Raw genomic sequence first — 23,544 nt, 5'->3', positions numbered from 1 at the left:
CATAACAGGCCATTTACATGGCACAATTCACGGGTCAGGCGGAGCAGTGGGACTTCATCACCCGGCGATACACGTCGACGGTCTCTTCGGCCGTCCGCCTCCAGACGAACCTGCTGTGGACCCTGTCCTCCCCTTTGCGAGCCAGGGCTGCGGCCGCATCCCCATCAGCCAGAAGCGCCTTCAAGCCATCCTTCAAGGCCGTTACATCACCGGCCGGGACAATGCGCGCCGCATCCCCCGCCACCTCGGGCAAGGCCCCTCCGTCCGTGCAGACCACGGGCACGCCGCAGGCCATGGCCTCGCCAACGGGAAGGCCGAAGCCCTCGTACAGGGAGGGAACCGCCGCCACAGACGCCCGGGCATACTCTTCCACCAGGCGCCGATCCGAGACCCGGCCGGTGAACTCCACCACCCCGGAAAGTCCCAGGGACGACACCAGACGTTCCACAATGCCGCCCTCCTTGGGCTTGCCGATGACCGTGAGCTTCACATCGCCCTCGTCCTTCATGGCGGCCACCGCGTGCATCAGATAGTAGAGGCCCTTCAAGGGGCTGTCCGCGCTGTTGGTCACGATGATCCTGCGGGGGTCTTTGGGAATCTCCGGCAAAGGATAAAAACGGGCTGTGTCGATGCCTATGGGGATGACGTGCAGCTTGCTCGGAGAGACGCCGAAATCTGCCGCGATATCCGTTTTCGATACCTGGGAAACGGTGATGACGGCAGGGAGCTTTCGCGCCACACGTTTCTGCATGCCGATAAACGAGTACCAGCGCATGGCCCGTGCCCGCTTCCACAGATTCCGGGTGCTCATCACGGCAATGTCCCGGTCCCGGGTCATGGGGTGATGGATGGTGGCAACCATGGGGATCTTCCGGCTCACCGAAAGAAGCCCCCAGGAGAGGGACTGGTTGTCGTGGATAATGTCGAACCGGTGGCCTTCGGACTCAAAAAACCGCCGGGCGCGCACCCCGAAAGAGAAGGGCTCGGGGTAGCCAAGGGTGGAGTTGAGCCACCATTCGGTAAACTTGAGGGGATCCTTCAACTGGCTGTAGCCTGCCCCATTCTCCATGGTCTCGGGGCTGTAGAGATCCAAACCCGGCAACACGGTAAGGCCGATGTCCTCGTCAAGGATGGGAGCAGGCTCCCCGGAAAGAACGTGGACCCGATGTCCCAGATCGGCAAGGGCCCTTGCCAGATGGCGAATGTACACCCCCTGGCCTCCGCAATAGGGGTTGCTCCGGTAACTCACCAGACAGATACGCAACGAAGGCTGTGAATCACTCATCGCAGGGACCTCCTCTCAAGGCCCGGCACCCGGTGGGGCTTTCTCCCTTCGATCACATACTCCCAGATATAAAGAAAAAGTCCCGCCACATACCCCAAACCGGGGAGCAGCAGGACAATGGCAACTTCAAAATAATTCCGACACCACGCCTTAAACTCTTTCATCACATGTCACCTGATCCATCGTCACTGTTAAACACATCTTTTCCTTTCCGGAAGCCCGGACAAAAACCAACCTAACGCACAGTGAACCGCCTTGAAACCCTTATTTCAAAGCAACGCATCACGTCAGGAGCCCTGCTCCGACGGTTACGTCACCCCCATCCTCCTTGTCCCGGGGCGCCGCCTGTGAGAAAATGAAGGCCACATGTTTCAGCCACAGCCTGTCCCGTCAACCTAACCGCACCGGAGTTCCCATGGTTATCACCGCCAACCCGTTTATTGATGCAACGCGCATCCACCACCTCAACAACCGACGTCCAACCAGGGGCCGCTACGTTCTCTACCTCATGCAGCAGAGCCAGCGCACCCGGTTCAACCACGCCCTGGAATACGCTGTGCAACGGGCCAACGACGAGAGCCTTCCCCTGCTCACGGTCACAGGCCTCATGGAGGGCTACCCCGAGGCCACCTGGCGCCACTACCACTTCATGATGGAAGGGCTCTGCGACGCCCAAAAAAACCTGAAAGCACGAGACATCGGGTTCTGCATCCTCCCCGGGGTTCCGGCCGATGTTGCCCTTGGGCTCTCGGGTGACGCAGCCCTTATCGTCTGCGACCGGGGCTACCTCAGGCACCAGCGCAGCTGGAGGGTCAAAATTTCCGCCATGTCACCGTGCCCGGTGGTGGAGGTGGAGTCCGACGCCGTGGTGCCGGTTGAGTGTGCATCCACCAAACGGGAGTACGCCGCCCGCACCATCCGGCCCAAAATCGAGAGGCTCCTGGACCGCTACCTGGTAGGGCTCGCCCCCACGCCTGTAAAGGTCCCCTTTCCTACTGCCCTCCTTCCCAAGGGCGCTATCGATCCAAGCAAGGGGGTACCGGACCATTTCAACGTGGACCGAAGCGTGGCGCCTGTCAGCCGGTTCAAAGGCGGGGAAGACGAAGCCCAGGAAAAACTGGCCCACTTTGTGTCGGAGATCCTTCCCCGCTACGCGTCCCTGCGAAACAAACCCGAGGAAAACGCTATCTCGGAGATCTCCCCCTACCTCCACTTCGGCCAGCTATCCCCCCTGGATGCAGCCCTTGCCGCAAGCCACGGGGGAACCTCCTGTCCCGAGGACGTGGCCGTTTTCCTGGAAGAACTCATCGTCCGCCGGGAGCTGGCCATCAACTACGCCTGGTTCGAACCCGACTACGACACCTTCGAGGCCGCAGCCCCTTCCTGGGCGCAGGAAACCCTTGCCGCCCGGGGTATGCAAAAGAACCTCTACACACAAGAGGAACTCACGGCCTGCAAGACCCACGACCCCTACTGGAACGCAGCCATGGCCGAAATGGTCCACACCGGGTTCATGCACAACTACATGCGAATGTACTGGGGGAAAAAAATACTGGAATGGTCACACGATGCCAAAGAGGCTTTTGTAACAGCCCTCTACCTCAACAACCGCTACTTTCTGGACGGACGGGACCCCAACTCCTATGCCGGAGTGGGCTGGACCTTCGGCCTCCACGACCGCGCCTGGCCACAGCAGCCGGGCTTCGGCAAAGTGCGCTCCATGAAGGCCTCCGGCCTGAAACGGAAATGCAATATTGAAGGGTATGTAAAACGGGTGGAGGAGTTGGTTAACAAACAGCCTTCGGCGGCGAGGTGAGCCACCTCGAAAGCATATTGGCCTTGGCTCAGGCTTCGCCCGATATAAAACTGACGGCTTATTCGGGATGGAGGCAGAGCCTCCGAAAAGCATTCCCAGGCAGAGCCTGGGAACGAAACGCACCCCTCTAACAGGCTATTCCCTTCGTTCCTCAGGGACGTCACATGTGCTGACGGGCTGCGCCCGAAATCAACGGTGTTGGGTATTCACATACCCTACTTATTTGCTTCGCTCCCAGGCTCTGCCTGGGAGTGTTCATAGCAAGGCTCCGCCTTGCCGATATCAAATGCCGTACATGGTTCACGCACAGGCATTGGCAATACCCAACATGGAGGCAGAGCCTCCGAAACGCATTCCCAGGCGGAGCCTGGGAACGAAGCGTAAAACCGGTCGCATGATGGCTGCATTCATGCATTGGCCATGGGGTTTCAAGGTGCCCCCACCTTGCCGCCCAGCTCGCGGTATCGGGGGCAGGTCACCAGGTGGTCGTTAACCATGCCCACGGCTTGCATAAAGGCGTAGCAGATGGTGGAACCCACAAAGGTGAACCCCAGCTTTTTAAGGGTTTTGCTCATGGCATCGGACTCCGGGGTGCTGGCGGGCACATCAGCCATGGTTCGAAATCCGTTGTCCAGGGTCTTGCCGTCGGTGAATCCCCAGAGAAGCTCGGAGAAAGCCCCCGGGGACTCTTCCAGGGCGAGGAAGGCCTTGGCGTTTTTCACCGCGCCCCTCACCTTCAGCTTGTTCCGAATGATCCCGGGATCGGCCAGGAGCGCCTCGATCCTGGCCTCGTCGTAGAGAGCGATCTTCTCAGGGGCAAGCCCGTCCATCACCTCCATATAATGCGCCCGTTTTTTGAGCACCGTGATCCATGAGAGCCCGGCCTGAAACCCTTCAAGTAAAAGCATGGCAAAAAGTTTTCTGCTGTCGTGCTCTGGCACGCCCCACTCGTCGTCGTGATAGGCCACGTAAATGGGGGTGTCCCCGCACCAGGGGCATCGTTCGTCTGTCATCAACTATCCTTCCTTAAACGTTTCATGTTGCCAGGATTATCCCAACGCCTCCACCAGCAGTGGAAACAATTTTCTATTGGCTGTGGGGAAGGCAAGGCGATCCAGGTCCTCCGTCGTAATCCAGTCCACGGGCTGCCCATTTTTCGGCGTTGGCGAGCCTCCGCCAACCTCTGCCAGATAGAGAAAAAGCTGCACCCGAAAATGCGAATAGGCGTGGGTCACGCTTCCCACCAGTTTTCCCACAGTCGGAACCACCCCCAGCTCATCCATGAGGCATCGCCCCAGGGCATCTTCGTGGGTTTCCCCTGTCAGGACCCGCCCTCCGGGGAACTCCCACATCCCGGCAAGGTGGCCCTTGGCCGGCCGCTTCTGCACCAGGATTTTTCCGTCCTTCACCACCACGGCCAGGGCCACAGGGTAAAGAGGGACCGCCTTTTTGGCTCCCTTGACGGGAAAAGCCTCCTGCCTGCCCAACGCCCGTGCTTTACAACCGGACCTCAAAGGACACCGGGAGCAATCGGGTCGCCTGGGCGTGCAGACCGTGGCCCCGAGCTCCATCATGGCCTGGTTGAAATCACCAGGCCGCGTTTCCGGCACGGCCGAGTCCACCGCATCTTGAATGGCCCGTTTCACTCCAGCCGAAGTGACCACGCCGTCAAGGGAGAAAAGACGGGTCACCACCCGGTTGACGTTGCCGTCCACGGCTGCCAGGGGATGCCCGAAGGCAATGCTCTGGACCGCCGCACAGGTGTATGGCCCCACTCCAGGCAAGCTGGAAAAAGCCTCCGGGGTGTCCGGCACCCTGCCCCCATGCTCATCCCGCACCTTCCGCATGGCCTTCAGCAAGTTGTGGCAGCGGTTGTAATAACCAAGCCCCTCCCACATCTTGAGCACCCGGTCGTCCTGGGCGTCAGCAAGGGCCGTGGCGTCGGGAAAGGCATCGGTGAACCGATTGTAATAGGGAATCACCGTGGCCACCTGGGTCTGCTGAAGCATCACCTCGGAGAGCCAGATCCGGTAAGGATCCCTGCTCTGCCTCCACGGCAGGATCCGCTTGTGGGTGTCGTACCACGAGAGCAGAAGCCCCGCGTCCAGTATGTCTGTCATATGCGTCCTTGATGTTGCAGTTCTATGGTCAACGTTGCTGGGAAAAAGCAAGCCTCCGGCGGCGAGGTGAGCCACCTCGAAAGCTGATTGCCATTGCGCTTTGCCCTTCGTTCCTCAAGGCAAAGCGCAATGGCCTTCGGCTCGGGCTACGCCCGACATAAACGCTAATGGTTTGTGCGGGCTGGCTCACAAGCTTCGAAATCAGAGGGTACGTTGTCGCTACTTGCCCATTGCCGATTGCCGATTTAACCGCACTGCCTCCGGCTGCGAGGGTGGGGAATTCCCCCTTGTCCCCTGGAGCGCCGCACTCCTGTGCGGCACGGGTAACGACGGACTAAAAAGCCGCACCGGAGTGCGGCGCTCCGTTTCGGTCGATTTATCTCTGTTATTTTGAAGGGGCGGCCCAAACTTCATCCAAGAAGGACCAATGAAACAGCCCTTTCCTGCAAAAGCGGTTGCCATATGTCACACTCCATGCGAATGCCTCGAAAACGTCCGCATGATGTGAACCCCCATGCATTCGCCCTAAGGTTTCAAGGTGCCTTCACCTTGCGCAGTGTCACCCACAGGGCAGCGGCCAGGATCATGGTCCCACCCGCAAGGGACCGCGCCGTGGGCACTTCGCCCAGGAGGAGACAGGCGGCTGCGATGCCGTACACCGGCTCCAGGGATGCGATGATGCTTGCCTTTCGGGCCGACACGGTTTTCATGCCCTGGATAAACAAGGTGTGAGAGACCCCGGTAAACAGAACGCCCAGAAGCAAGAGGTACCCGAGATCGATTGCCGTGGGAATTTGAGGGAAAAGAAAGAGAACGGGCAGGAGAGCCAGCACAGCGGCGGCATCCTGCCAGAAGGAGACCACGGCGCCGTGATACCTCTTTCCGAACCGGCGGTTGAGAAGGGAGAGCACGGCAAAGGTCAGGCCCGAGGCCAGACCCCAGAGGGCCCCCTCGAACACAGGCTCTCCCGGATGAAAACGGGGCACCACGAGAAACACCCCGGCAAGGGTCCACAAGGCAGGGGCAAGGGTTCGCCACCGAAAAGAGGTTCTGTTAAAAAGGGGTTCCAGAAGCGTGGTGAACACAGGAAAGGTGGCAAAGGTCAGCAAGCCGACGGCAACGGACGACACCTGGATGGACCGGAAAAACGTACCCCAGTGAACCGCCAGGATAAGGCCCTGAAGAGCCATCAGCAGATAATCCCGCGTGGAAGCAAGGCGCAGGGGACGTCCGGCCAGGAGAATCACAGGCCCCAGGAAGAGCGCAGCAAAAAACACCCGCCCGAACACAATGGCCACGGGGGAAAGGTGCACCAGCTTCCCAAAAAGCCCGGCCAGTCCGAAGAGCAGCGTGGCCGTATGGATCAGCATATAATCCCGGGACATGCCCGAAGCCATGAGTTCCTTTCCTGCGTTGGATGCGTGGGTTTCATTCATGGCCCTGTTATACCCGACACGGCCCCTCCTTCGCAAATGCTTCGGGGCTCGTTCCTCGCCCTCCGCATTTGCTTACGGGCTGCGCCCGTGTCTGGGTATCACGCTCAACCCATGTCATCGGGATACGGCGCAACAAGCGGAGCCAGAGCGATTAATCGCGATAATTAATGAGTTACAGCAACGCGCCCTATACTTTCAAGGTTTGTGGAACAACTCGTACAAACCATCAGCTTATGTATCGGGCGAAGCCCGAACCGAAGGCGCTTGCGCATTTTCCTGAGGAACGAAGGAAAATGCGCAAGCGCAATAAGCTTTCGAGGTGGCTCCACCTCGCCGCCGGAGGCTTGCTTTTTCCGGCGACTTTGAGCATAGAAGGCCTCTCCTATATTTACGCTTTCTAAATTTTAGGCCTCCAAGGGAAGGTAGACCGGTTTCCAGATCATGTTGTCCACGGCTTCGTCCAGGCGTTCGGGGTCCATGCCGTGATCAAAGGAGCTGAAGGCGCATTTCCGGGCGACGCCTTCGCGGATGGCGGCGCGTCCCACGGCTTTGGCCACTTTGAGGGTCACCTCCTGGAGCCTGTCCACGGTGGGGAACAGGGCGCCGCGGGCGAGGTCTTCGTTGCCGACGCAGTCTGCTGCGGCATGGGCGGCGGCCGTGAAAAAGCTGGGGAGCACCGTGGTGGCCCCGGAGGCGATGACGCCCAGGCCCACCCCGGGGAAGATGAAGACGTTGTTGCACTGACCCACCCGGTATTCGGAGCCGCCGTGACTCACCGGGTCAAAGGGGCTGCCCGTGGCCACGAGGGCTTTGCCGTCGGTCCAGGTGTAGATGTCCTCGGGAATGGCCTCGGTATTGGCCGTGGGGTTGCTCAAAGGAAGGATGATGGGACGCTCGGTGTTGGCCAGGACCTTGGTCACCACCTCTTGGGTGAAGCAGCCGTGCTGGCCGGAGGTGCCGATGAGAACGGTGACCCCCGCCTTTTCAATGACGTTTTCAAGGGCGCCGTCTTCTGAGCTGTTGAACCAGGGGAGCGCCCCGGGGTCCTTGGCGAATTTTTCTTTATACGGGTCGAGGCTGCGGTCCGTGGTGACCAGGCCGCGGGAGTCCAGGGTGTAGATACGGGCGCGGGCATCGGCAACGGCCATGCCCTCTTCCACCAGGGCCGCCTCGATCTGCTCGGCAATGCCCACGCCGCCTGCTCCTGCGCCGTGGATCAGGTAGACTTGGTCTTTAATGCCCTCGTTTTTTATCTTCATGGCAGCCAGGATGCCTGCCAGTGTGACGGAGCCGGTGCCCTGGATGTCGTCGTTGAAGCTGATAAGATCGTTCACATAGGTGTCCCGCACGGTAAAGGCGTTCTGCTTGGAGAAGTCTTCCCACTGGCACAGGGCGTTGGGGAACACTTTTTTAAAGGCTTTGGCGAACTTCTCCACAAAGGCGAAGTACTCGTCCCCGGTGAGGCGCTTGTGGTGCCAGCCGATGTATTTGGGGTCGTTGAGGAGCTTCTCGTTGTCCGTGCCCACGTCCAGGGAGATGGGCAGGCAGTGCCAGGGCGCGATACCGGCCCCCTGGGTGTAGAGCATGAGTTTGCCGAGGCAGATGGCCTGGCCCCCTGCCCCCTGGTCGCCGATTCCCAGGATGCCCTGGTTGTCGGTAACAACAGCCACACGGATATCCGCACGCTCGTAACGGCGCAGGATCTTTTCGGCATCGTCGATATTGCCGGGATAGAAATGGAGGCCGTTGCCCTGGCGGAACATGGACGAGAACCGCTGGCAGACGATCCCCACCGTGGGCGTGTACACAATGGACATGTATCGGGTGATGTCGCTTGCAAGGAGGGCGTGGGCGAGGGTGGCGTTCCGGTCGAAAAGGGACCGGATGTAGATGAACTTCTCAAAGTCGCTAATCTTCTCCCGGATGATATCCTGAGCGTTCAAGACCTGCTGGGAGAGGCTTTTGACTTCAGGAGGAACCAGCCCGCTGATTTCAAATAATTCGCGCTCCTCATCGGAGAAGGCCACCCCTTTGTTGGTATAGTTGTGGAACAGAACCGCGTTGCCTTTGGCGTTGACCTTAAGGGCCCTGGTGTTGCCGTAGTCGTCAAACTGTAAATCGTAAATACCCATGTGTCGTCTACCCCCTTCATTGCTATCCGAGTCCCTGACTTTGTTTGCCTTGTTTCTCTGGCTGCATCCGAACCTCTATATCATGAACCCTGCAGGATGAATAGAGTCTTCGACTTAAATTTCAACCAGTTGTCAGGGTGAGCACGACACACACAATCAATCACTTAAAAAACGATTTCAAGAATTCGCGGTTCAGCTTTGAGATATGGGAAATGGAGATGCCCTTGGGACAGGCCGCCTCGCACTCCCGCTCGTTGCCGCAGTTGCCGAACCCCTGCTCGGACATGCAGGCCACCATGGACTCCACCCGTTTTTTGGCCTCGGGCTTTCCCTGGGGAAGGGTCGATAAGTGGGAGACCCTGGCGCTGGTGAACAGCATGGCCGCACCGTTGGGACAGGCAGCCACGCAGGCCCCGCACCCGATGCACTCGGCGGCATCCATGGCCAGCTCGGCCTGCTCCTGGGAGACAGCCACGGCGTTGGCGTCCGGAGCGCCCCCGGTGTTCACCGAGATGTAGCCCCCAGCCTGGATAATGGCGTCCAGGGCCCCGCGGTCCACCACCAGGTCTTTAATGACGGTAAAAGCCCGTGAACGCCAGGGTTCGATGACCACCACATCGCCGTCTTCAAAGTGGCGCATGTGGAGCTGGCACAGGGTGGTCTCCTTCAGGGGGCCGTGGGCTTTGCCGTTGACCACCGCCCCGCAGGTGCCGCAGATCCCTTCCCGGCAGTCGTGGTCAAAGGCCACGGGCTCTTCCCCTGCCCGCACCAGCCGCTCGTTGAGGATATCGAGCATCTCAAGAAAGGATGCGTCCGTGGAGATGTCCCTCACCTCGTAGGTCTCCAGGTGCCCCCCAGAACCGGGACCATCCTGCTTCCAGATCTTCAGGGTCAACCCGATGGTGTCCGTCATTTGTAGCTCCTTTGGCTCAGGGTGACGTTTTCAAAACTCAGCTCCTCCACCACCTTCTCCGGCTCTTCATCCTCGCCGCGATGTCGCCAGGCCGCCACATGGGCATAAGAGGTGTCGTCCCGCAAGGCTTCATGATCCTCGGTCTGAAAGGCCTCGTTAAAGTGGCTGCCGCAGGACTCCTGGCGGGCCCTGGCATCGGCAATCATTACTTTGGAAAAGGAAAGGAAATCAGAGACCCGCATGGCTTTTTCAAGGTTCTGGTTGAAGGTATCCGCCGTGCCCACCATGGCGCGATCCTGCCGGAAAACCGCCTCCAGGGCTTCCACGTCGGAAAGGGCCGCGTCCAGGCCCTCGTTGGTGCGGGCCATGCCGCAATGCTCCCAGACGATGCGGCCCAGCTCCCTGTGGATGTCATCGCAGGTCCGCTTGCCCGTGGATACCAGAAGCCCCTCGATGCGGGCCTTTGCCGCAGATTCCGCCTCTATGAAGGCATCCGATGATTCCGTGTGAGCCCCGAAGGGACGATCCGCCAGGTAGCCCCCCAGGGTGTAGGGGATAATAAAATACCCGTCGGCCAGCCCCTGCATCAGGGCGCTGGCCCCGAGCCGGTTGGCCCCGTGGTCGGAAAAGTTGGCTTCCCCCAGCACAAAGAGGCCGGGGATGGTGCTCATGAGGTTGTAATCCACCCAGAGCCCGCCCATGGCGTAGTGGGACGCCGGGTAGATGCGCATGGGCGTGCCGTACGGGTCCTCGTCGGTGATGCGCTGGTACATGGAGAAGAGGTTGCCGTACTTTCGCTTGATCACCTCCTCTCCGTCCCGTTTTATGGCATCCCGGAAATCGAGGTAGACAGCGTATCCCGTCTCCCCGACACCCAGGCCCGCATCGCACTGTTCTTTTGCGCTTCGGGAGGCCACGTCCCTGGGAACCAGGTTCCCGAAGGCAGGGTATTTGCGCTCCAGATAGTAGTCCCGATCCGATTCGGGGATGGAGCTGGGGCTGCGCGTATCCCCTTTTTTCCTGGGCACCCACACCCTGCCGTCGTTTCTCAGGCTCTCGCTCATGAGGGTCAGCTTGGACTGCCACTGACCGTGGACCGGAATGCAGGTGGGATGGATCTGGGTAAAGCAGGGGTTGGCAAACAAGGCCCCCTTGCGGTAGGCGATCATGGCCGCCGACACATTGCAGCTCATGGCGTTGGTGGAGAGATAATAGACGTTGCCGTAGCCCCCGGTGGCCATGACCACGGCATCGGCGGCGTGGCGTTCCAGCTCCCCGGTGACGAGGTTCCGGGCGATGATCCCTGCGGCGCGGCCGTCCTCCACAACCAGTTCCACCATCTCCCGCCGGGTAAAAAGGCTCACGCCCCCGCCCGCCACCTGCCGGGACAACGCGCCGTAGGCCCCCAGGAGAAGCTGCTGGCCGGTCTGGCCCCGGGCATAAAAGGTTCGCGATACCTGGGCCCCGCCAAAGGAGCGGTTGGCCAGGTGCCCCCCGTACTCCCGGGCAAAGGGCACCCCCTGGGCCACGCACTGGTCGATGATGTTGCAGCTGACCTGGGCCAGGCGATAGACGTTGGCCTCCCGGGCCCTGAAGTCCCCGCCCTTAATGGTGTCGTAGAAGAGACGGCGCACGCTGTCCCCGTCGTTCTGGTAGTTCTTGGCCGCGTTGATCCCCCCCTGGGCCGCGATGCTGTGGGCCCGCCTCGGGCTGTCCTGAAGGCAGAAGGTCTTCACCCGGTAGCCCAGCTCCGCCAGGGTGGCAGAAGCCGAGGCACCGGCAAGGCCGGTCCCAAGCACAATGACACTGTACTTGCGCTTGTTGGCGGGGTTCACGAGCTTCATCTCAAAACGATGCCGGTCCCACTTCTCCTCCAGAGGCCCGCCCGGAATCTTTGCGTCAAGAGCCATAAACCATCTCCTTGGGTCAAAAAAGGTCATTATTCAGGCAACAAAAAGCAGCCTCCGGCGGCCAGGTGGGGGCACCTGGAAACCCTATGGCGAATGCATGAAGGCAACCATTCTGCCTGCGTTATGGGGGCATTCGCGTGATGTGTGACATGTGGCAACCGTCTTTGCAGGAGCAGCCCATTTCATTCTTCTTAAAACACGATGCAGAACGTCTGGGATTCGTTTGACTTTAACCGGAATAACTCCGGCTGCAAGGTGAAGGGCACCCATCTCGCCATAGAAGCTGGTTTCATCGCCCTTACAACAAAAAAAACACAAGAGGAATTGACCCGAATCCTATCCCCACCCCCACGGCCAGCCAGGTTGCGCACCGCATCAGCCAGGGGGTGCTACCCTCGCCGTTTGCCCCCAGGCTCTGGAATGCGCTCCAGAATCCGTGGCTCACATGAAACGAAATGGCCAGAATACCCACAAGGTAGGCCCCCACATATGTGAGGCGGGAGAAGGTCTCCACCACCACGGGGTAGCGTGACGCCCCGGACGGAGGGGAGAACTTGAATCCGATGAGGTGAAGGACAATGAACGCCAGGGCCAAGAGGCCTGTGTAGATCATGGTGGCCGAGCCCAGGGTTCGGCCACCATGACGGGCGGTTACCTGATACCGCTCAGGGCGTGCCCGCCGGTTCTCTAAGGCCAGCACCACCCCGGTGAGCACATGGGCCAGGGCCATCACGAGCAATACAAACTCGGACGCCTTGAGCAAGAATCCCAGGGAGTGGAGCCTCTCCGTGTACTCGGCAAAGGCGTCTGCACCCCGGAACAGGGTGAAGTTGCCTGCCAGGTGCACCACCAGGAACCCGCAAAACCCCAGCCCGGTGATCCCCATGAGCATCTTTTTCCCCACAGGTGTTGCGATTCGTCCGATCAGATCCATCATGCGTGCCTCCGGTTATGATTCCCATGGAGCCCACCCGCCGTGCAGGCGGAACTCCCTACCCGAACACTTCCCAGCAGGTCTCCCCCAGGCGGCCCAGGTTTTCGCACACGTGGACACCGCAGGAGGTCATGGCCTCCACCTTGGCCTGGGCCGTGCCGCTGTTGCCGCTGATGATGGCCCCTGCGTGGCCCATGCGCCTGCCCGGAGGCGCAGTAAGCCCTGCGATGAACCCCACCACGGGCTTGGTCATGTGGTCCCGGATAAACTCGGCGGCCTCCTCTTCGGCGGTACCGCCGATTTCGCCCACCATGACCACTCCCTTTGTCTCGTGATCGGCCTCAAAGGCCTTGAGGACATCCACAAAGGAGGTACCGTTCACCGGGTCCCCGCCGATGCCCACACAGGTGGTCTGACCGATGCCCTGGTTGGAAAGCTGATGGACCACCTCATAGGTGAGGGTCCCAGAGCGGGACACCACCCCGGCCGGGCCACCGGGCCTGTGCATGGGCCCCGGCATGATGCCGATCTTGCACTCCCCCGGGGTGATGATACCCGGGCAGTTGGGACCGATGAGGCGCACGCCCGTCCCATCAATCACCTTTTTCACCCGGGCCATGTCCAGCACGGGGATACCTTCGGTGATGCAGACAATCAGTTCCAGGCCTGCCTCGGCAGCCTCCACGATGGCGTCGGCGGCAAAGGGTGGGGGCACAAAGATCATGCCTGCATTGGCACCGGTTTCGGCCATGGCCTCGGTCACGGTATTGAACACCGGGGTCCCTTCATGGGTCTGTCCGCCCTTGCCCGGGGTGACCCCGGCCACCACCTGGGTTCCGTAAGCCTTGCACTGACCGGTATGAAAACTGCCCTCACGCCCGGTGATGCCCTGGACCAGCAATCGCGTGGATTTATCGACGAAGATGCTCACAGCTCACTCCTTTCCCGCAGGATCCGATCACGCCACGATGGCGGCGATCTTCTCCGTGGCGTCTTTCAGGTCAACGGCAGTCTGGAGGTCGAGGCCGGATTTTTTAAGGATGCGTCGGCCCTCCTCCACATTCGTCCCTTCCATGCGTACCACCACAGGGACGCTGATGCCGGTTTTGGATGCGGCCTCCACCACACCCCGGGCAAAGATGTCGCAACGCAGGATGCCCCCGAAAATATTGATGAGCACCCCTTTGACCTTGTCGTCTTTCAACAGGATGCGAAAGGCGTTCTCCACCATCTCGCTGGTGGCCCCGCCCCCCACGTCAAGGAAGTTGGCGGGCTCTGCTCCGGCCATCTTGATGAGGTCCATGGTGGCCATGGCAAGGCCCGCTCCGTTGACGATGTTGCCGATGTTGCCGTCTAAGCTGATGTAATTAAGCCGATGGCGGGAGGCCTCCACCTCCAGGGGGGCCTCTTCGGTGACGTCCCTTAAGGCAGAAATCTCTGCGTGGCGATACAGGGCGTTGTCGTCAAAATCCACCTTGGCGTCCAGGGCCACTGCCTCGCCGTCTCCTGTGAGGATCAGGGGATTGATCTCCACCAGGGAGCAATCCTTGGTCTCGAAAAATCCGAACAGTTTTTGAACAAGGGCGGACACAGCTTTGGCTTCGCGCCCTTCCAGGCCCAGACCAAAGGTCACCCGGCGCAGGTGGCCGGGCCACAGCCCGGCAAGGGGCCCCACGCGCACCTTGATGATCTTTTCCGGACTCTTCTCCGCCACCTCCTCGATCTCCATGCCCCCTTCGGAGCTTGCCATGATGACGATGTCGCCGGTGGCACGATCCGGCACAATGCCCAGGTAAAGCTCCCGGGCGATATCCAGACCCTCTTCCACCAGGAGGGTGTGCACCTCCTTGCCCTCGGGGCCGGTCTGGTGTGTCACCAGGGTGGAGCCCAGAAGGCCTTTGGCCACCGATTCCGCCTCGTCGGCCGAGTTCACCAGCTTCACCCCCCCGGCCTTGCCGCGCCCCCCCGCATGGATCTGGGCCTTGACCACCACAGGCCAGTCTCCCATGCTCACCGCCCGGAAGGCCGCTTCTCCCGGTGTTCGTGCCACCGCCCCGTCAGGGACGGCGATGCCATGGGCCCTGAAGAGTTCCTTTGCCTGGTATTCATGGATCTTCATGGTTGTCTCCAATGCATAGAAGGTGGGTTGCCCGCATATTGGTCAGGCCCTGTGCCGCTCCCTGCCGAGGGCGCCCCGCCCTCTCGCGCCGCAGCCAGGATAAAGCGGGTTTGAAAAGCGATGTACCCTTCAAGGGTGTAGCGCCCCTTTAAAAACCATCGCCTGAAGGCCCACATATGGCCAATGACCATGATGGTGTGGGCCAGAAGCTCCACGGAGGAGGGTTCCATGGGAGACAGGGTCCCCTCGTCCACAGCCTGCTCAATGCGCTCCACAAAAATATTGGTGATGCGCACCTCGCTTTCCAGAACGCGGCGCCGCCACTTTTTGGAAAGGGACGCGGTCTCCTGGTAGATCAGCTGAAGGTGATCGGCCATGGTATCGCATACCCGAATGTATACCCCGATGGCGGCCTCAAGACCGTCGATTCCCCGTTTCTCCCGCGCTATGTCGCGATGGATGCCCGTTTCTATTTCGTCGTGGATGGCGTCACAGACAAGGTAAAGGACATCGTCCTTGGATGAGACGTATTCGTAGAGGGATCCGATGGAAAAGCCAACGGCTTCTGCAATCCGACGGGTGGGGGTTTTATGGAACCCCTTTTCGATGAAAAGATGAACGGAAGCATCCACAATCTGGCGACGGCGGGTATGGACCAGCTCCGGGTTTTTCACCTGGGAGACCACACCGGCTTCATCGGGACGTTTACGGGCCATGCTCCCTCCGGAATCGGAGACGTTGGATATTCGCGGGTGATAAACGTTCAGAACAGCACTGCAAAGAAAAACCGGGACAAACAGGCAGAGGATTCAGGATAAAACGGAGAGGAAATGAGGGCAGCAACGACCGGTTTCCTGAACGAGCGCTCAGTCATGGATACCATGAGCGTTTTTTCAATGTCAACCTTTTTACAATCAAATATAAACAGCACAATCAAGGCCTTAAGCCGCAACGAATCGTCAAGAGTTCCCCGCTGCTCAACATCCATGGATCCGTAAGCGGAAAGCCCTACTGCTTCCAGGCGTCGGCCCGGATTTCCAGCTTGACCATTTTATTTCTCAGGGTACTGGGATTGATGCCCAGAACGGCGGCGGCACCTGCGGGGCCGTGGACTTTCCCCCTGCAGTGGGAGAGGGCCGCCTCGATGCATTTTCGTGTCGCCTCATCAAGGGTCTGGAGGGGGTGTGCCGAAGCAACGTTTTTCGTTTCACGGATCTGTGTACCCGGCCTCTGTTTTTCAAAGCAGGCGGCGACCTTCTCCTCCACCAGCCGTTCCAGCTCCGACAGGTTCTCCCGCGTTTCCTGGTACAACGCCGGCTCCCGGGGCAACAACCGATCCAGGTAGAGGGGCCCCACGGGCCACAGGGTCATGGCCCGTTCCACAAGATTTTCCAGCTCCCGCACGTTGCCCGGCCAGGCGTACTGCATCAGCGCATCTACGGCCCGCGGTGCAAGGGAGGGGCTCTGGGGCAAGTTCAGTCTCCGGCGTATCTTTTCGATAAAATGGTACACCAGGGCTTCGAGGTCCTGTTTGCGCTCCCGCAGCGGAGGAACCGTAACGGGGAACACAAAGAGGCGGTAGTAGAGGTCCTCACGGAACGCCCCCTGCTTCATCATCGCCTCAAGATTACGATGGGTTGCGGCAATGATGCGCACATCCACAGAGATGGAATCCTTTCCCCCCAACCGCTCCACCACCCCGTTCTGGAGAACCCGCAGGAGCCGCACCTGAACCTGAGGGGGCAGCTCGCCCACCTCGTCCAGAAAAAGGGTGCCGCCGTGGGCCTGCTCAAAAAACCCGGGCCGACTCCGGGTGGCCCCGGTAAAGGCCCCCTTTTCGTACCCGAACAGCTCCCCGTCCATGAGCCCCTCGGGGATGGCACCACAGTTGACCTTCACAAAGGGCGCGTTTCGACGCGGTGAGATCCGCTGCACCTCTTCGGCGATGAGCTCCTTGCCGGTACCGGTCTCCCCCAAGATGAGCACCGGCACCTCCCTTCCTTCCAGGCGTCGAACCACCTCCATAACGCTGCCCAGGCCGCCGAGGCCCCCGACGATGCGATTGTCCCGAAGCTGCTCCAGGGCCCTTTCCAGCCCACGTTTCTCTTCGTTAAGCCGTTCCTGAAACGCCAGCACCCGCTGAAACCGAAGCATGTTGGACATGGCCAGGGCAAAGGGAGTGAGGAGCAGGCGGATCTTGCGCTCATGCTCCTCGGTAAAGCAGTCTTCCTCCTTACCGATAAAGCAGAGATGCCCCACGGTTTCGTTACCGGACGTAAGGATCCCTACAAGGTACGCCCGGGGCTTGACGGGCAGCAGGTGCCCCAGGGCCTGGGCGTGCTTTGCGGCCCCCCCGTCCCGGCTGATTTTCCGTTCCAGGATGACGTCCCCGGCCTGCTCGAAATGGATCATCATCGCCCCTTCCCGGGGGGTGAGGTCCACCAGGGTCTCCACGTAATCGAAGCGGCCTTCACGCACGAGAAAAAGCAATTTTAAGGCATTGAGCCCCTGGGAGTACTGGTGCAGGGAGATCCCCTCCAGGGGGAAATGGTCCGCAAGGTGATTAAAGACCGACACCATGGAGTCGGCCAGTTCAAGGCTTCCGGAGAGATGGGAGACGGTCTCCTGAAAAAAACGCAGATCATCTGTGGGGGAAGGGGCGGGCATGGGTCACCTCATATTGCCGAATAAAGTAATTTTTCATCTTATAAGACAAATATAGACCAAAATTACCTTATTTACCAACGCAACATCTCCCTCGAATCCACATTCCCTGTCATTTCAAGCCACTGCCTTTTGGCACACCCCTTGCTATCCCTAAAAAGCCGGTCGAGTTGCCGCATTCCACACACACGCCAGTCAAGGAGACACCCATGTCAACGGCCATGCCACATAACCGCCCTCCCCTGAAGCCAGCCCTGTGGTCGGAAGAGGCCATAGAGGAAGCCATAGGGAAACTCAAACGCACAGAGCCCCCTGAATCACTCCGGGTTTTTCTGGAGAAACGGATTGAAGAGATCCCGCAGACAAAAGACCACACGCGCCTGCTGGCAAGGCTCCACAACGAGATGGGCCTGTCCTGGCTTCAAAAGGAAGAGATAGGCAAAGCCCGCACGCACCTTGACACCGCCGTCTCCCTTGACCCGGAAAACCTCAGGGCCGCATACAACCGGGGCAACATCGCCCTGTATGAGGAAGAATTTGAAGCAGCCTTGGAAAGATACGAGGCCATCCTTAAAAAAGAGCCCGACCATGGGGGGGCCACCTACAACGCTGCCCTCTGCCATGCATTGACCGGCCGGGTGGCCGAAGCCCTGCCCCTGTTTGAGCGGGCCGTGGTCCTGTCCCCCGACTATGCCGGGGCCCATTTCTGGGCAGGGGAATGCCTTCTCCACCTGGAAAAAACCGATGCTGCCCTCCCCTACTTTCACAAGGCCTCGGCCCTGAACCCCGACCACCCGGAGTCCAGCCGGGGGCTTGCCATCTGCCTGTTCCACGCAGGCCGGCACGAAGAGGCCATCTGCCTGTGCGAGCACATGCTCGAAGCCTTCGGGCCGGAGCTCACAGCCCTGCGGGTGAAAGGAGACGCCCTGCTGGCACTGGGCCAACCCGTTGAGGCGGCCCAAAGCCATATCGACATGGCCCTCATCGACTTCGACGCACGGGAATTTCTGGTGAACCGGGCCAGAGTCCTCATGGAAACGGAGCCCGACAAAGCGCCCCCCTATGTCCGATGCGTCCTCGACCATTTTCCCGATTTCAAAAGCGCCCTGGATCCACAGGAGCCTTTCCATAAAGACCGTCCACAGGACTGAAGGAGCCAATCCCATGCCCAATGAAAAAGATGCCCTTGAAATCATCAACGATCCGGCCAACTTCACCGCCAAACCGGACTACCTGGAGCCGGAAGAGACCGAAGAAGCTGCCCCGCCCCCAAAAGGCAAGGAGCCGTCCGAAAAAGAGCCGGGCGGTTTTTCACGCCGCGGCTTCCTTAAAATAGGCGGCCTCACCGCGGCCGTGGCCTCGGTGGGGGGCGCCGGTGCCGCCGGTTTTGCCATCGGCCGCTCCGACGACGCCTACACAGGCTACAACCGCACCTACCAGGGCGGTGACATGTTCTTCAACCGCGAGCCCTTCAGAACAGACCTGCCAACCTTCTTCAAGCCCGTGGGCAAGGTGGAGCGCCCGGACTGGACCGAGTATCTCTTCCAGCGTAAGGCGGTCATCATGGGCTACATCAAGGAGGGCACCTGGACGCCCGACAAGGGCCTCAAAGCCCTGCCCGGCCCGGTGGGAGACTACTACCGCAGCCGGCCCAAGGAAGAGTTCGAGACCATGATGAAGGCCCTTGAAAACAGCGTCATCCGGGCCGAAGCGTGGAAAGCGGGCAAGCACAGGCGCTACGCCATTGCCGACGCCTACAACGCGTCCTTCCGGGACACCGGCATGTACAACCGATACGGCTCCACGGTTCCCGAAGACCCCGCGGAAAAATACGAGCAGACCGGCGTCCCCGTGCCCCCGGAGGAGTGGGACTACCGCCATATCTGGCGAAAGGAGCCCCTGAAGTTCAAGTCCCCCAAGCACGCCACCAAGCTCATCAAGCGCATGGCCCACATGTACGGCATGTCCCTGGTGGGGATCACCAAATTCGACCCCCGCTTCATGTTCAAGGGACTCATGCGCGGCATGCCCAACCAGGGCCACGACAGCTGGGGCGACAAGGTCCCCGGGCACTGGAAGAGCATCATCGTCTTCGGAGTCCCCATGTACTGGGACAGCACGTACGCCGCCGTGGGGTACTCCACCTCCTTTGACGCCTATTTTCGGTCCCGGTGCACCTCCGGCCTTCTGGAGCGGTTTATCCAGGAGCTGGGCTACCCCGCCCGTGCCCAGTTCCCGGGCCATCACTACGAGGTGATGATGAGCCCGTACGTCCAGCTCGCGGGGTTGGGCGAATACAGCCGGGCCGGTGTGGTCATGGTGCCGGAGCTCGGGGCCAACTTCCGACCCGCCGCAGTCATCACCGACATCGAGTTTGAATACGACAAGCCCATCAGCGTGCGCATGGCCGACTTCTGCATGCAATGCAAAATCTGCGCGGATGCCTGCCCCTCCGGGGCCATCTCCAAAAGCGACATGCCGGAAACCGTCATACGGGGCTTCAAGCGCTGGCGCCTGGATGAAGAGAAGTGCCACCTCCAGTGGTGCAGCGGTCCCACCAGCGACGGCCTCGGGTGCCGGGTCTGCATCGGTCTGTGCCCATACTCCCGCAAGAACACATGGATACACACCATCTCCCGGGAGCTGGAACCCCGGGACCCCACCCATCTGGTCTCCAAGGGTCTCCTTGCCATGCAGACCAACTTCTTCAAGTACCCGGAAGCCGAAGAGTTCAAGTCGGACTGGGACGGCGGCAAAGAGGCCAACTACCACAAAGCGCCCTGGTGGATGCGAAGCGACGACTTCTTTGAAATCGAACGGACCTGGCAATACCACGGCATGGAGTAAGAGAGCATCGACCGAAGGCAGGCCCCTTGCCATAGGGGCTGCTTTCGGCAGGCAACCAAACGACGCACCAAAATCCTGAAAGGAAAAAAACGATGTTTCCCGGATCAACGATACTCAACTACCTCTTCTGGATGGTCATGGGGGCCATGCAGGTGATCATCATCTTAAGCGCAAACACCTGGTTGAAAGAGAGCGGAAGACAGGTTCCCTGGTGGCAGACCCTGCTCATGTACGGCTGCTTTCTCTCTTTCTGCGCCGTGGTTGCCGGCGGCTTCACCCTGGCCGGAGAATACGAACGCAGGGCCGGATTTTATTTCATCGGCTTTCTGGGGCTCCCCCACATCATCGCAGGCACGGTGATGCTCAAGCTCTTTGTTTTCAAGAAAAAGGCATAAGGAACACCTGTTCATGCAAAAACAGCACATGGAACGTGCAGCCGCCATCCTCTCCCTCCTGGTCCTTATCCTGGCCTGGGCCGGGGGGAGGGCCAGGCTCCAGGAGTCTGCCACGGCGCACATCCGGAACATCTCAAACACACTCACAAACATCTCGCTGGTAAGCGACCAGCTGTATCGGGCTGAACAGCGCAACGCGCCGGAGGCCCCCTTGCATATCGCCCTGGCAAGCCGCCCAAGCTACGGTGGCCCCCTGAAGGTGGCCCTGGCAGCCGATGAGAAAGGAACCATCCGACATGTAGCCATCCTCAACAGCACCGACACCGCCACCTACCTGGCCAGGGTGGTGGATAGCGGGCTCCTTGATCCCTTTCCGGGCAGCACGCTGGACACGCTCCCCGACGTCGACGCTGTCTCCGGGGCCACCATCTCCTCCACGGCGATCCTGGAAGGGCTCAGGGAGGCAGCAGCCCGCATTACCGCCGCCCGCACGGGTAAGCCCATGCCCGCCCAAGGCGCTACCGGCCCGGTGAACCCAAAAGAGCTCATAAAAAGCATGGTGATCGTGCTGCTCTTCGGCTGCGCCCTCTTCGTGGCCGGACACCGCTTCCCCTGGTCCAAAAAAAAGGGCCGGGCCGCCTTGTTGACGGTCTCGACCCTGCTCTTGGGCGTCCTCTACAGCACCCAGTTTTCCCTTGCCACCGTGCACCTGCTCATCTCCGGCGGCTGGACACAGGGCCTTGCGTCCTACGCCGCCCTGGTCTGCCTGGCCTTAGCGGTTGCGGTCTTTCTCCTCACCCGCAAAAACCTTTACTGCGCCATCCTCTGTCCCTTTGGCGCGGTTCAGGAAGGGCTGGGACGCATGACGGGCTGCTCACCACCCAGGCGGACCCCATGGATGACCTGGTCGGCACGACTTGTGGCCCTTGCAGCCCTTTGCGCCGCCCTTTTTTTCCGGAACCCTTCCCAGGCGAACTTCGAGCCCTTTGGCATGGCCTTTAACTTCACCGGTTCCGATGCCCTCTTTGCCATGACCCTGGCCGTGGTCATCGGCTCCCTCATGGTCAAGCGGCCCTGGTGCCGACTCTTTTGCCCGGTCACTGCTCTGTTTGACTATATCGGGTTTGTCCGCAGCCAATGGCGCCGTCGCGCCGGACAGGATGTACGCCCCAAGGAGGCCCCATGACTTTTCGACGCATTGCAACGGCAATCCTCTTTCTGGCCTTTCTGGCCGCAAGCCTTCTGGAACTGGTTCCCAAATGGGAAGAGGCCGCAGGGAAAAAGACGGGCTTCGTGCTCTATGTCCGAAGCACCGACACACAGGCCAAACCGGAAACCAACAAAAAACAGATCAGCCTTGAAAGCATTCTCAAGGCCAATGAAGGGAACAAGGACGGATAGCCGGATCCGTCACGCCCCGTCACAGGAGACGACCCATGACCATCGTCAAACTCATCACCTCCGCCCTGATCCTCATGGCCGGTGTTGCTAAACTACTGGGCGCCAAGCCCCTGACCGATCAGTTCAAAGAGTTCGGCCTGCCCAAGCATGCCATGCCCCTCATCGGCGGCCTGGAGGTGTGCATCGCCATGGGCCTTCAGATAGAGGCCCTCACCCTGGCGGCATCGGCTCTTCTGGTCGTGACCATGATCGGTGCCGTGGGCGCCCACGTCAAAGCCCGGCATAAGCCGACTCAGAGCGCCCCTGCCCTGGTGGTGCTCATCCTGGGCGCCGTGATCATGGCCGGGACCTTGTAACCATAAGGACAGCTCCCCTTTTACAGGGGTCTTCCTTCAGTGTTACCGCATTTAGATTTTTGCCTCCGGCGGCCCTGCCGGAGGCAACTGATTTTTTAAATGCGTTAACCCTGGGTCTTTCCCGGACAGCCCTTGACATGGCACACAAAGGGCCGTAAAGCTTGATCTCGCGTCACGGCTCTGCCCATGGCGACACGTTGGTCTTATCCGCTGACGCGGGTCCGCATCAGATCCAGACAAAGGAGCCCCCGTGCCCAAGCTCACCTCACCCAGCCTCAAAGGCTATCTGTTTATCTTTGGAGCCGCCCTCCTCTGGGGACTCCTGGGCCCGGTCTCCCGGTACCTTTTTGCCGCCGGGGTCTCTCCCATTGAGGCGGGCTTTTTCCGAGCCCTTCTGACCTGGATCATGTTCGGTACCCATGCCGCCGCCAAACGACAGATGGCGGCAAAGAAAAAAGACCTGCCCGTCCTCTTTGCCTTCGGCTTCGTGGGCATCTCCCTTTTCTACGCCGCCAACATGATGGCCATCGACAAGGGCGGGGCAGCCCTGGCCTCGGTGCTGCTCTACACCGCTCCCTTCTGGGTCGCTCTCTTCTCCTTTTTTCTCTTCGGGGAACGCATGACCCTGATCAAGAGCATCGCCATGGCCCTTGCCGTGGCAGGGGTCTGGGGCATCTGCCTCGACGGCGGCCCCATGGCCGGTGAGTCCATTGCCACGGCCGTGCTCTGGGGGCTCACCGCAGGGATCTGCTACTCCCTCTACTACATCATCGGCAAGATGTTTTCGGGCACCTACGCCCCGTATACCCTCTTCTTCTGGATCCTTCCCACGGGTATCCTGGGCCTTCTTCCCTTTGTGGAGTTCACCCCCAAAACGCCCGTCATCTGGTTCCAGCTCCTGCTCCTGGCCTTCTTCTCTTACAGCGCCAACAGCTTCTACTACCTGGGGCTGCGCACCCTGGCCCCCACCCGAGCCGTCCTCACCGCCACCCTGGAACCCGTGGTGGCCACCTTCTTTGCCTGGCTTCTCTGGAACGAGACCCTGGGGGTCCTGGGATACGGGGGCAGCGTCCTCATCCTCACCGGGGTGCTCCTCACCATCCTGGCGCCGGAGCGGTAAACGCGTGGAGGATCAAACGGGACGAGAAAGCTGAATGGTTTCAACAGATCATGCTCTATCCTCAATGACATCGTGCTGTGAGGCCCTCAGCCCGTA

General features: G+C 60.3%; 22 protein-coding genes. 8 read left to right on the top strand and 14 right to left on the bottom strand.

All coding sequences use genetic code 11. The annotated features are described in order from the left end of the window. Nucleotides 1–34 precede the first annotated feature (34 nt). Together ACOYW0_RS22025 and ACOYW0_RS22020 are read right to left on the bottom strand one after the other, a co-directional pair. The gene (locus tag ACOYW0_RS22025) at nucleotides 35–1,285 is read right to left on the bottom strand and encodes a glycosyltransferase family 4 protein (RefSeq protein ID WP_482415905.1); all 1,251 of its coding nucleotides are present in this window, start codon (nucleotides 1,283–1,285) and stop codon (nucleotides 35–37) included. Beyond that, nucleotides 1,282–1,449 carry a hypothetical protein gene (locus tag ACOYW0_RS22020; RefSeq protein WP_482415904.1) on the bottom strand — a complete coding sequence of 56 codons (168 nt, stop codon included), beginning with the start codon at nucleotides 1,447–1,449 and terminating at the stop codon, nucleotides 1,282–1,284. The genes ACOYW0_RS22025 and ACOYW0_RS22020 overlap by 4 nt, the downstream gene beginning before the upstream one ends. Nucleotides 1,450–1,700: 251 nt before the next feature. Here ACOYW0_RS22020 and ACOYW0_RS22015 point away from each other — a divergent pair, with 251 nt between their 5' ends. After that, complete coding sequence (locus ACOYW0_RS22015; protein ID WP_482415903.1) at nucleotides 1,701–3,101, top strand: deoxyribodipyrimidine photo-lyase; 1,401 nt, start codon at nucleotides 1,701–1,703, stop codon at nucleotides 3,099–3,101. Nucleotides 3,102–3,529: 428 nt separating this feature from the next. Here ACOYW0_RS22015 and ACOYW0_RS22010 read toward each other — a convergent pair whose 3' ends face one another. From ACOYW0_RS22010 to ACOYW0_RS21955, 12 genes are all read right to left on the bottom strand, one after another. Beyond that, nucleotides 3,530–4,114 carry a DNA-3-methyladenine glycosylase I gene (locus ACOYW0_RS22010; protein ID WP_482415902.1) on the bottom strand — a complete coding sequence of 195 codons (585 nt, stop codon included), beginning with the start codon at nucleotides 4,112–4,114 and terminating at the stop codon, nucleotides 3,530–3,532. Between the two features lie 36 nt (nucleotides 4,115–4,150). Continuing rightward, nucleotides 4,151–5,221 (bottom strand): A/G-specific adenine glycosylase, encoded by a 1,071-nt coding sequence (mutY, locus tag ACOYW0_RS22005; protein WP_482415901.1) that lies wholly within the window; start codon nucleotides 5,219–5,221, stop codon nucleotides 4,151–4,153. 533 nt (nucleotides 5,222–5,754) lie between these two features. Further along, nucleotides 5,755–6,657: a DMT family transporter gene (locus tag ACOYW0_RS22000; protein ID WP_482415900.1), complete on the bottom strand. Its 903-nt coding sequence runs from the start codon at nucleotides 6,655–6,657 to the stop codon at nucleotides 5,755–5,757. Between the two features lie 404 nt (nucleotides 6,658–7,061). Beyond that, nucleotides 7,062–8,789, bottom strand: coding sequence for an NAD-dependent malic enzyme (locus tag ACOYW0_RS21995; RefSeq protein ID WP_482415899.1), 1,728 nt, complete (start codon nucleotides 8,787–8,789; stop codon nucleotides 7,062–7,064). 160 nt (nucleotides 8,790–8,949) lie between these two features. Next, entirely contained in the window at nucleotides 8,950–9,702 is a 753-nt protein-coding gene (locus ACOYW0_RS21990; protein ID WP_482415898.1) for a succinate dehydrogenase/fumarate reductase iron-sulfur subunit, read from the bottom strand. Then, nucleotides 9,699–11,612, bottom strand: coding sequence for a fumarate reductase/succinate dehydrogenase flavoprotein subunit (locus ACOYW0_RS21985; protein WP_482415897.1), 1,914 nt, complete (start codon nucleotides 11,610–11,612; stop codon nucleotides 9,699–9,701). The genes ACOYW0_RS21990 and ACOYW0_RS21985 overlap by 4 nt, the downstream gene beginning before the upstream one ends. 298 nt (nucleotides 11,613–11,910) lie before the next feature. Then, nucleotides 11,911–12,549, bottom strand: coding sequence for a succinate dehydrogenase cytochrome b subunit (locus ACOYW0_RS21980; RefSeq protein ID WP_482415896.1), 639 nt, complete (start codon nucleotides 12,547–12,549; stop codon nucleotides 11,911–11,913). Nucleotides 12,550–12,604: 55 nt separating this feature from the next. Further along, nucleotides 12,605–13,477, bottom strand: a complete 873-nt coding sequence (gene sucD, locus ACOYW0_RS21975; RefSeq protein WP_482415895.1) for a succinate--CoA ligase subunit alpha — start codon at nucleotides 13,475–13,477, stop codon at nucleotides 12,605–12,607. Between the two features lie 27 nt (nucleotides 13,478–13,504). After that, nucleotides 13,505–14,665 carry an ADP-forming succinate--CoA ligase subunit beta gene (gene sucC / locus ACOYW0_RS21970; RefSeq protein ID WP_482415894.1) on the bottom strand — a complete coding sequence of 387 codons (1,161 nt, stop codon included), beginning with the start codon at nucleotides 14,663–14,665 and terminating at the stop codon, nucleotides 13,505–13,507. Next, nucleotides 14,662–15,381, bottom strand: a complete 720-nt coding sequence (locus ACOYW0_RS21965) for a TetR/AcrR family transcriptional regulator (RefSeq protein WP_482415893.1) — start codon at nucleotides 15,379–15,381, stop codon at nucleotides 14,662–14,664. The genes sucC and ACOYW0_RS21965 overlap by 4 nt, the downstream gene beginning before the upstream one ends. A gap of 47 nt (nucleotides 15,382–15,428) precedes the next feature. Beyond that, the gene (locus ACOYW0_RS21960) at nucleotides 15,429–15,653 is read right to left on the bottom strand and encodes a hypothetical protein (protein ID WP_482415892.1); all 225 of its coding nucleotides are present in this window, start codon (nucleotides 15,651–15,653) and stop codon (nucleotides 15,429–15,431) included. Between the two features lie 20 nt (nucleotides 15,654–15,673). Then, entirely contained in the window at nucleotides 15,674–17,332 is a 1,659-nt protein-coding gene (locus ACOYW0_RS21955) for a sigma-54 interaction domain-containing protein (RefSeq protein WP_482415891.1), read from the bottom strand. 206 nt (nucleotides 17,333–17,538) lie between these two features. Between ACOYW0_RS21955 and ACOYW0_RS21950 the strand changes: the two genes are divergently transcribed. The 7 genes from ACOYW0_RS21950 (at nucleotide 17,539) to ACOYW0_RS21920 (ending at nucleotide 23,448) form a co-directional block, all read left to right on the top strand. Further along, nucleotides 17,539–18,480: a tetratricopeptide repeat protein gene (locus ACOYW0_RS21950; protein WP_482415890.1), complete on the top strand. Its 942-nt coding sequence runs from the start codon at nucleotides 17,539–17,541 to the stop codon at nucleotides 18,478–18,480. A gap of 13 nt (nucleotides 18,481–18,493) precedes the next feature. Further along, nucleotides 18,494–20,176, top strand: a complete 1,683-nt coding sequence (locus ACOYW0_RS21945; protein WP_482415889.1) for a 4Fe-4S dicluster domain-containing protein — start codon at nucleotides 18,494–18,496, stop codon at nucleotides 20,174–20,176. A 92-nt stretch (nucleotides 20,177–20,268) separates the two neighbouring features. After that, nucleotides 20,269–20,571, top strand: a complete 303-nt coding sequence (locus ACOYW0_RS21940; protein ID WP_092212969.1) for a hypothetical protein — start codon at nucleotides 20,269–20,271, stop codon at nucleotides 20,569–20,571. Between the two features lie 13 nt (nucleotides 20,572–20,584). After that, entirely contained in the window at nucleotides 20,585–21,757 is a 1,173-nt protein-coding gene (locus tag ACOYW0_RS21935) for an FMN-binding protein (protein WP_482415888.1), read from the top strand. Next, nucleotides 21,754–21,972 (top strand): hypothetical protein, encoded by a 219-nt coding sequence (locus ACOYW0_RS21930; protein ID WP_482415887.1) that lies wholly within the window; start codon nucleotides 21,754–21,756, stop codon nucleotides 21,970–21,972. The genes ACOYW0_RS21935 and ACOYW0_RS21930 overlap by 4 nt, the downstream gene beginning before the upstream one ends. A 35-nt stretch (nucleotides 21,973–22,007) precedes the next feature. Continuing rightward, the gene (locus tag ACOYW0_RS21925) at nucleotides 22,008–22,328 is read left to right on the top strand and encodes a DoxX family protein (RefSeq protein ID WP_482415886.1); all 321 of its coding nucleotides are present in this window, start codon (nucleotides 22,008–22,010) and stop codon (nucleotides 22,326–22,328) included. Between the two features lie 250 nt (nucleotides 22,329–22,578). Further along, entirely contained in the window at nucleotides 22,579–23,448 is an 870-nt protein-coding gene (locus ACOYW0_RS21920; protein ID WP_482415885.1) for a DMT family transporter, read from the top strand. Nucleotides 23,449–23,544: the final 96 nt, after the last annotated feature.

Source organism: Desulfoluna sp. HI9BLuna (assembly GCF_056829775.1).
Note: the sequence above shows the minus strand (reverse complement) of the source record. Positions and strands in the feature narration are given on the sequence as shown.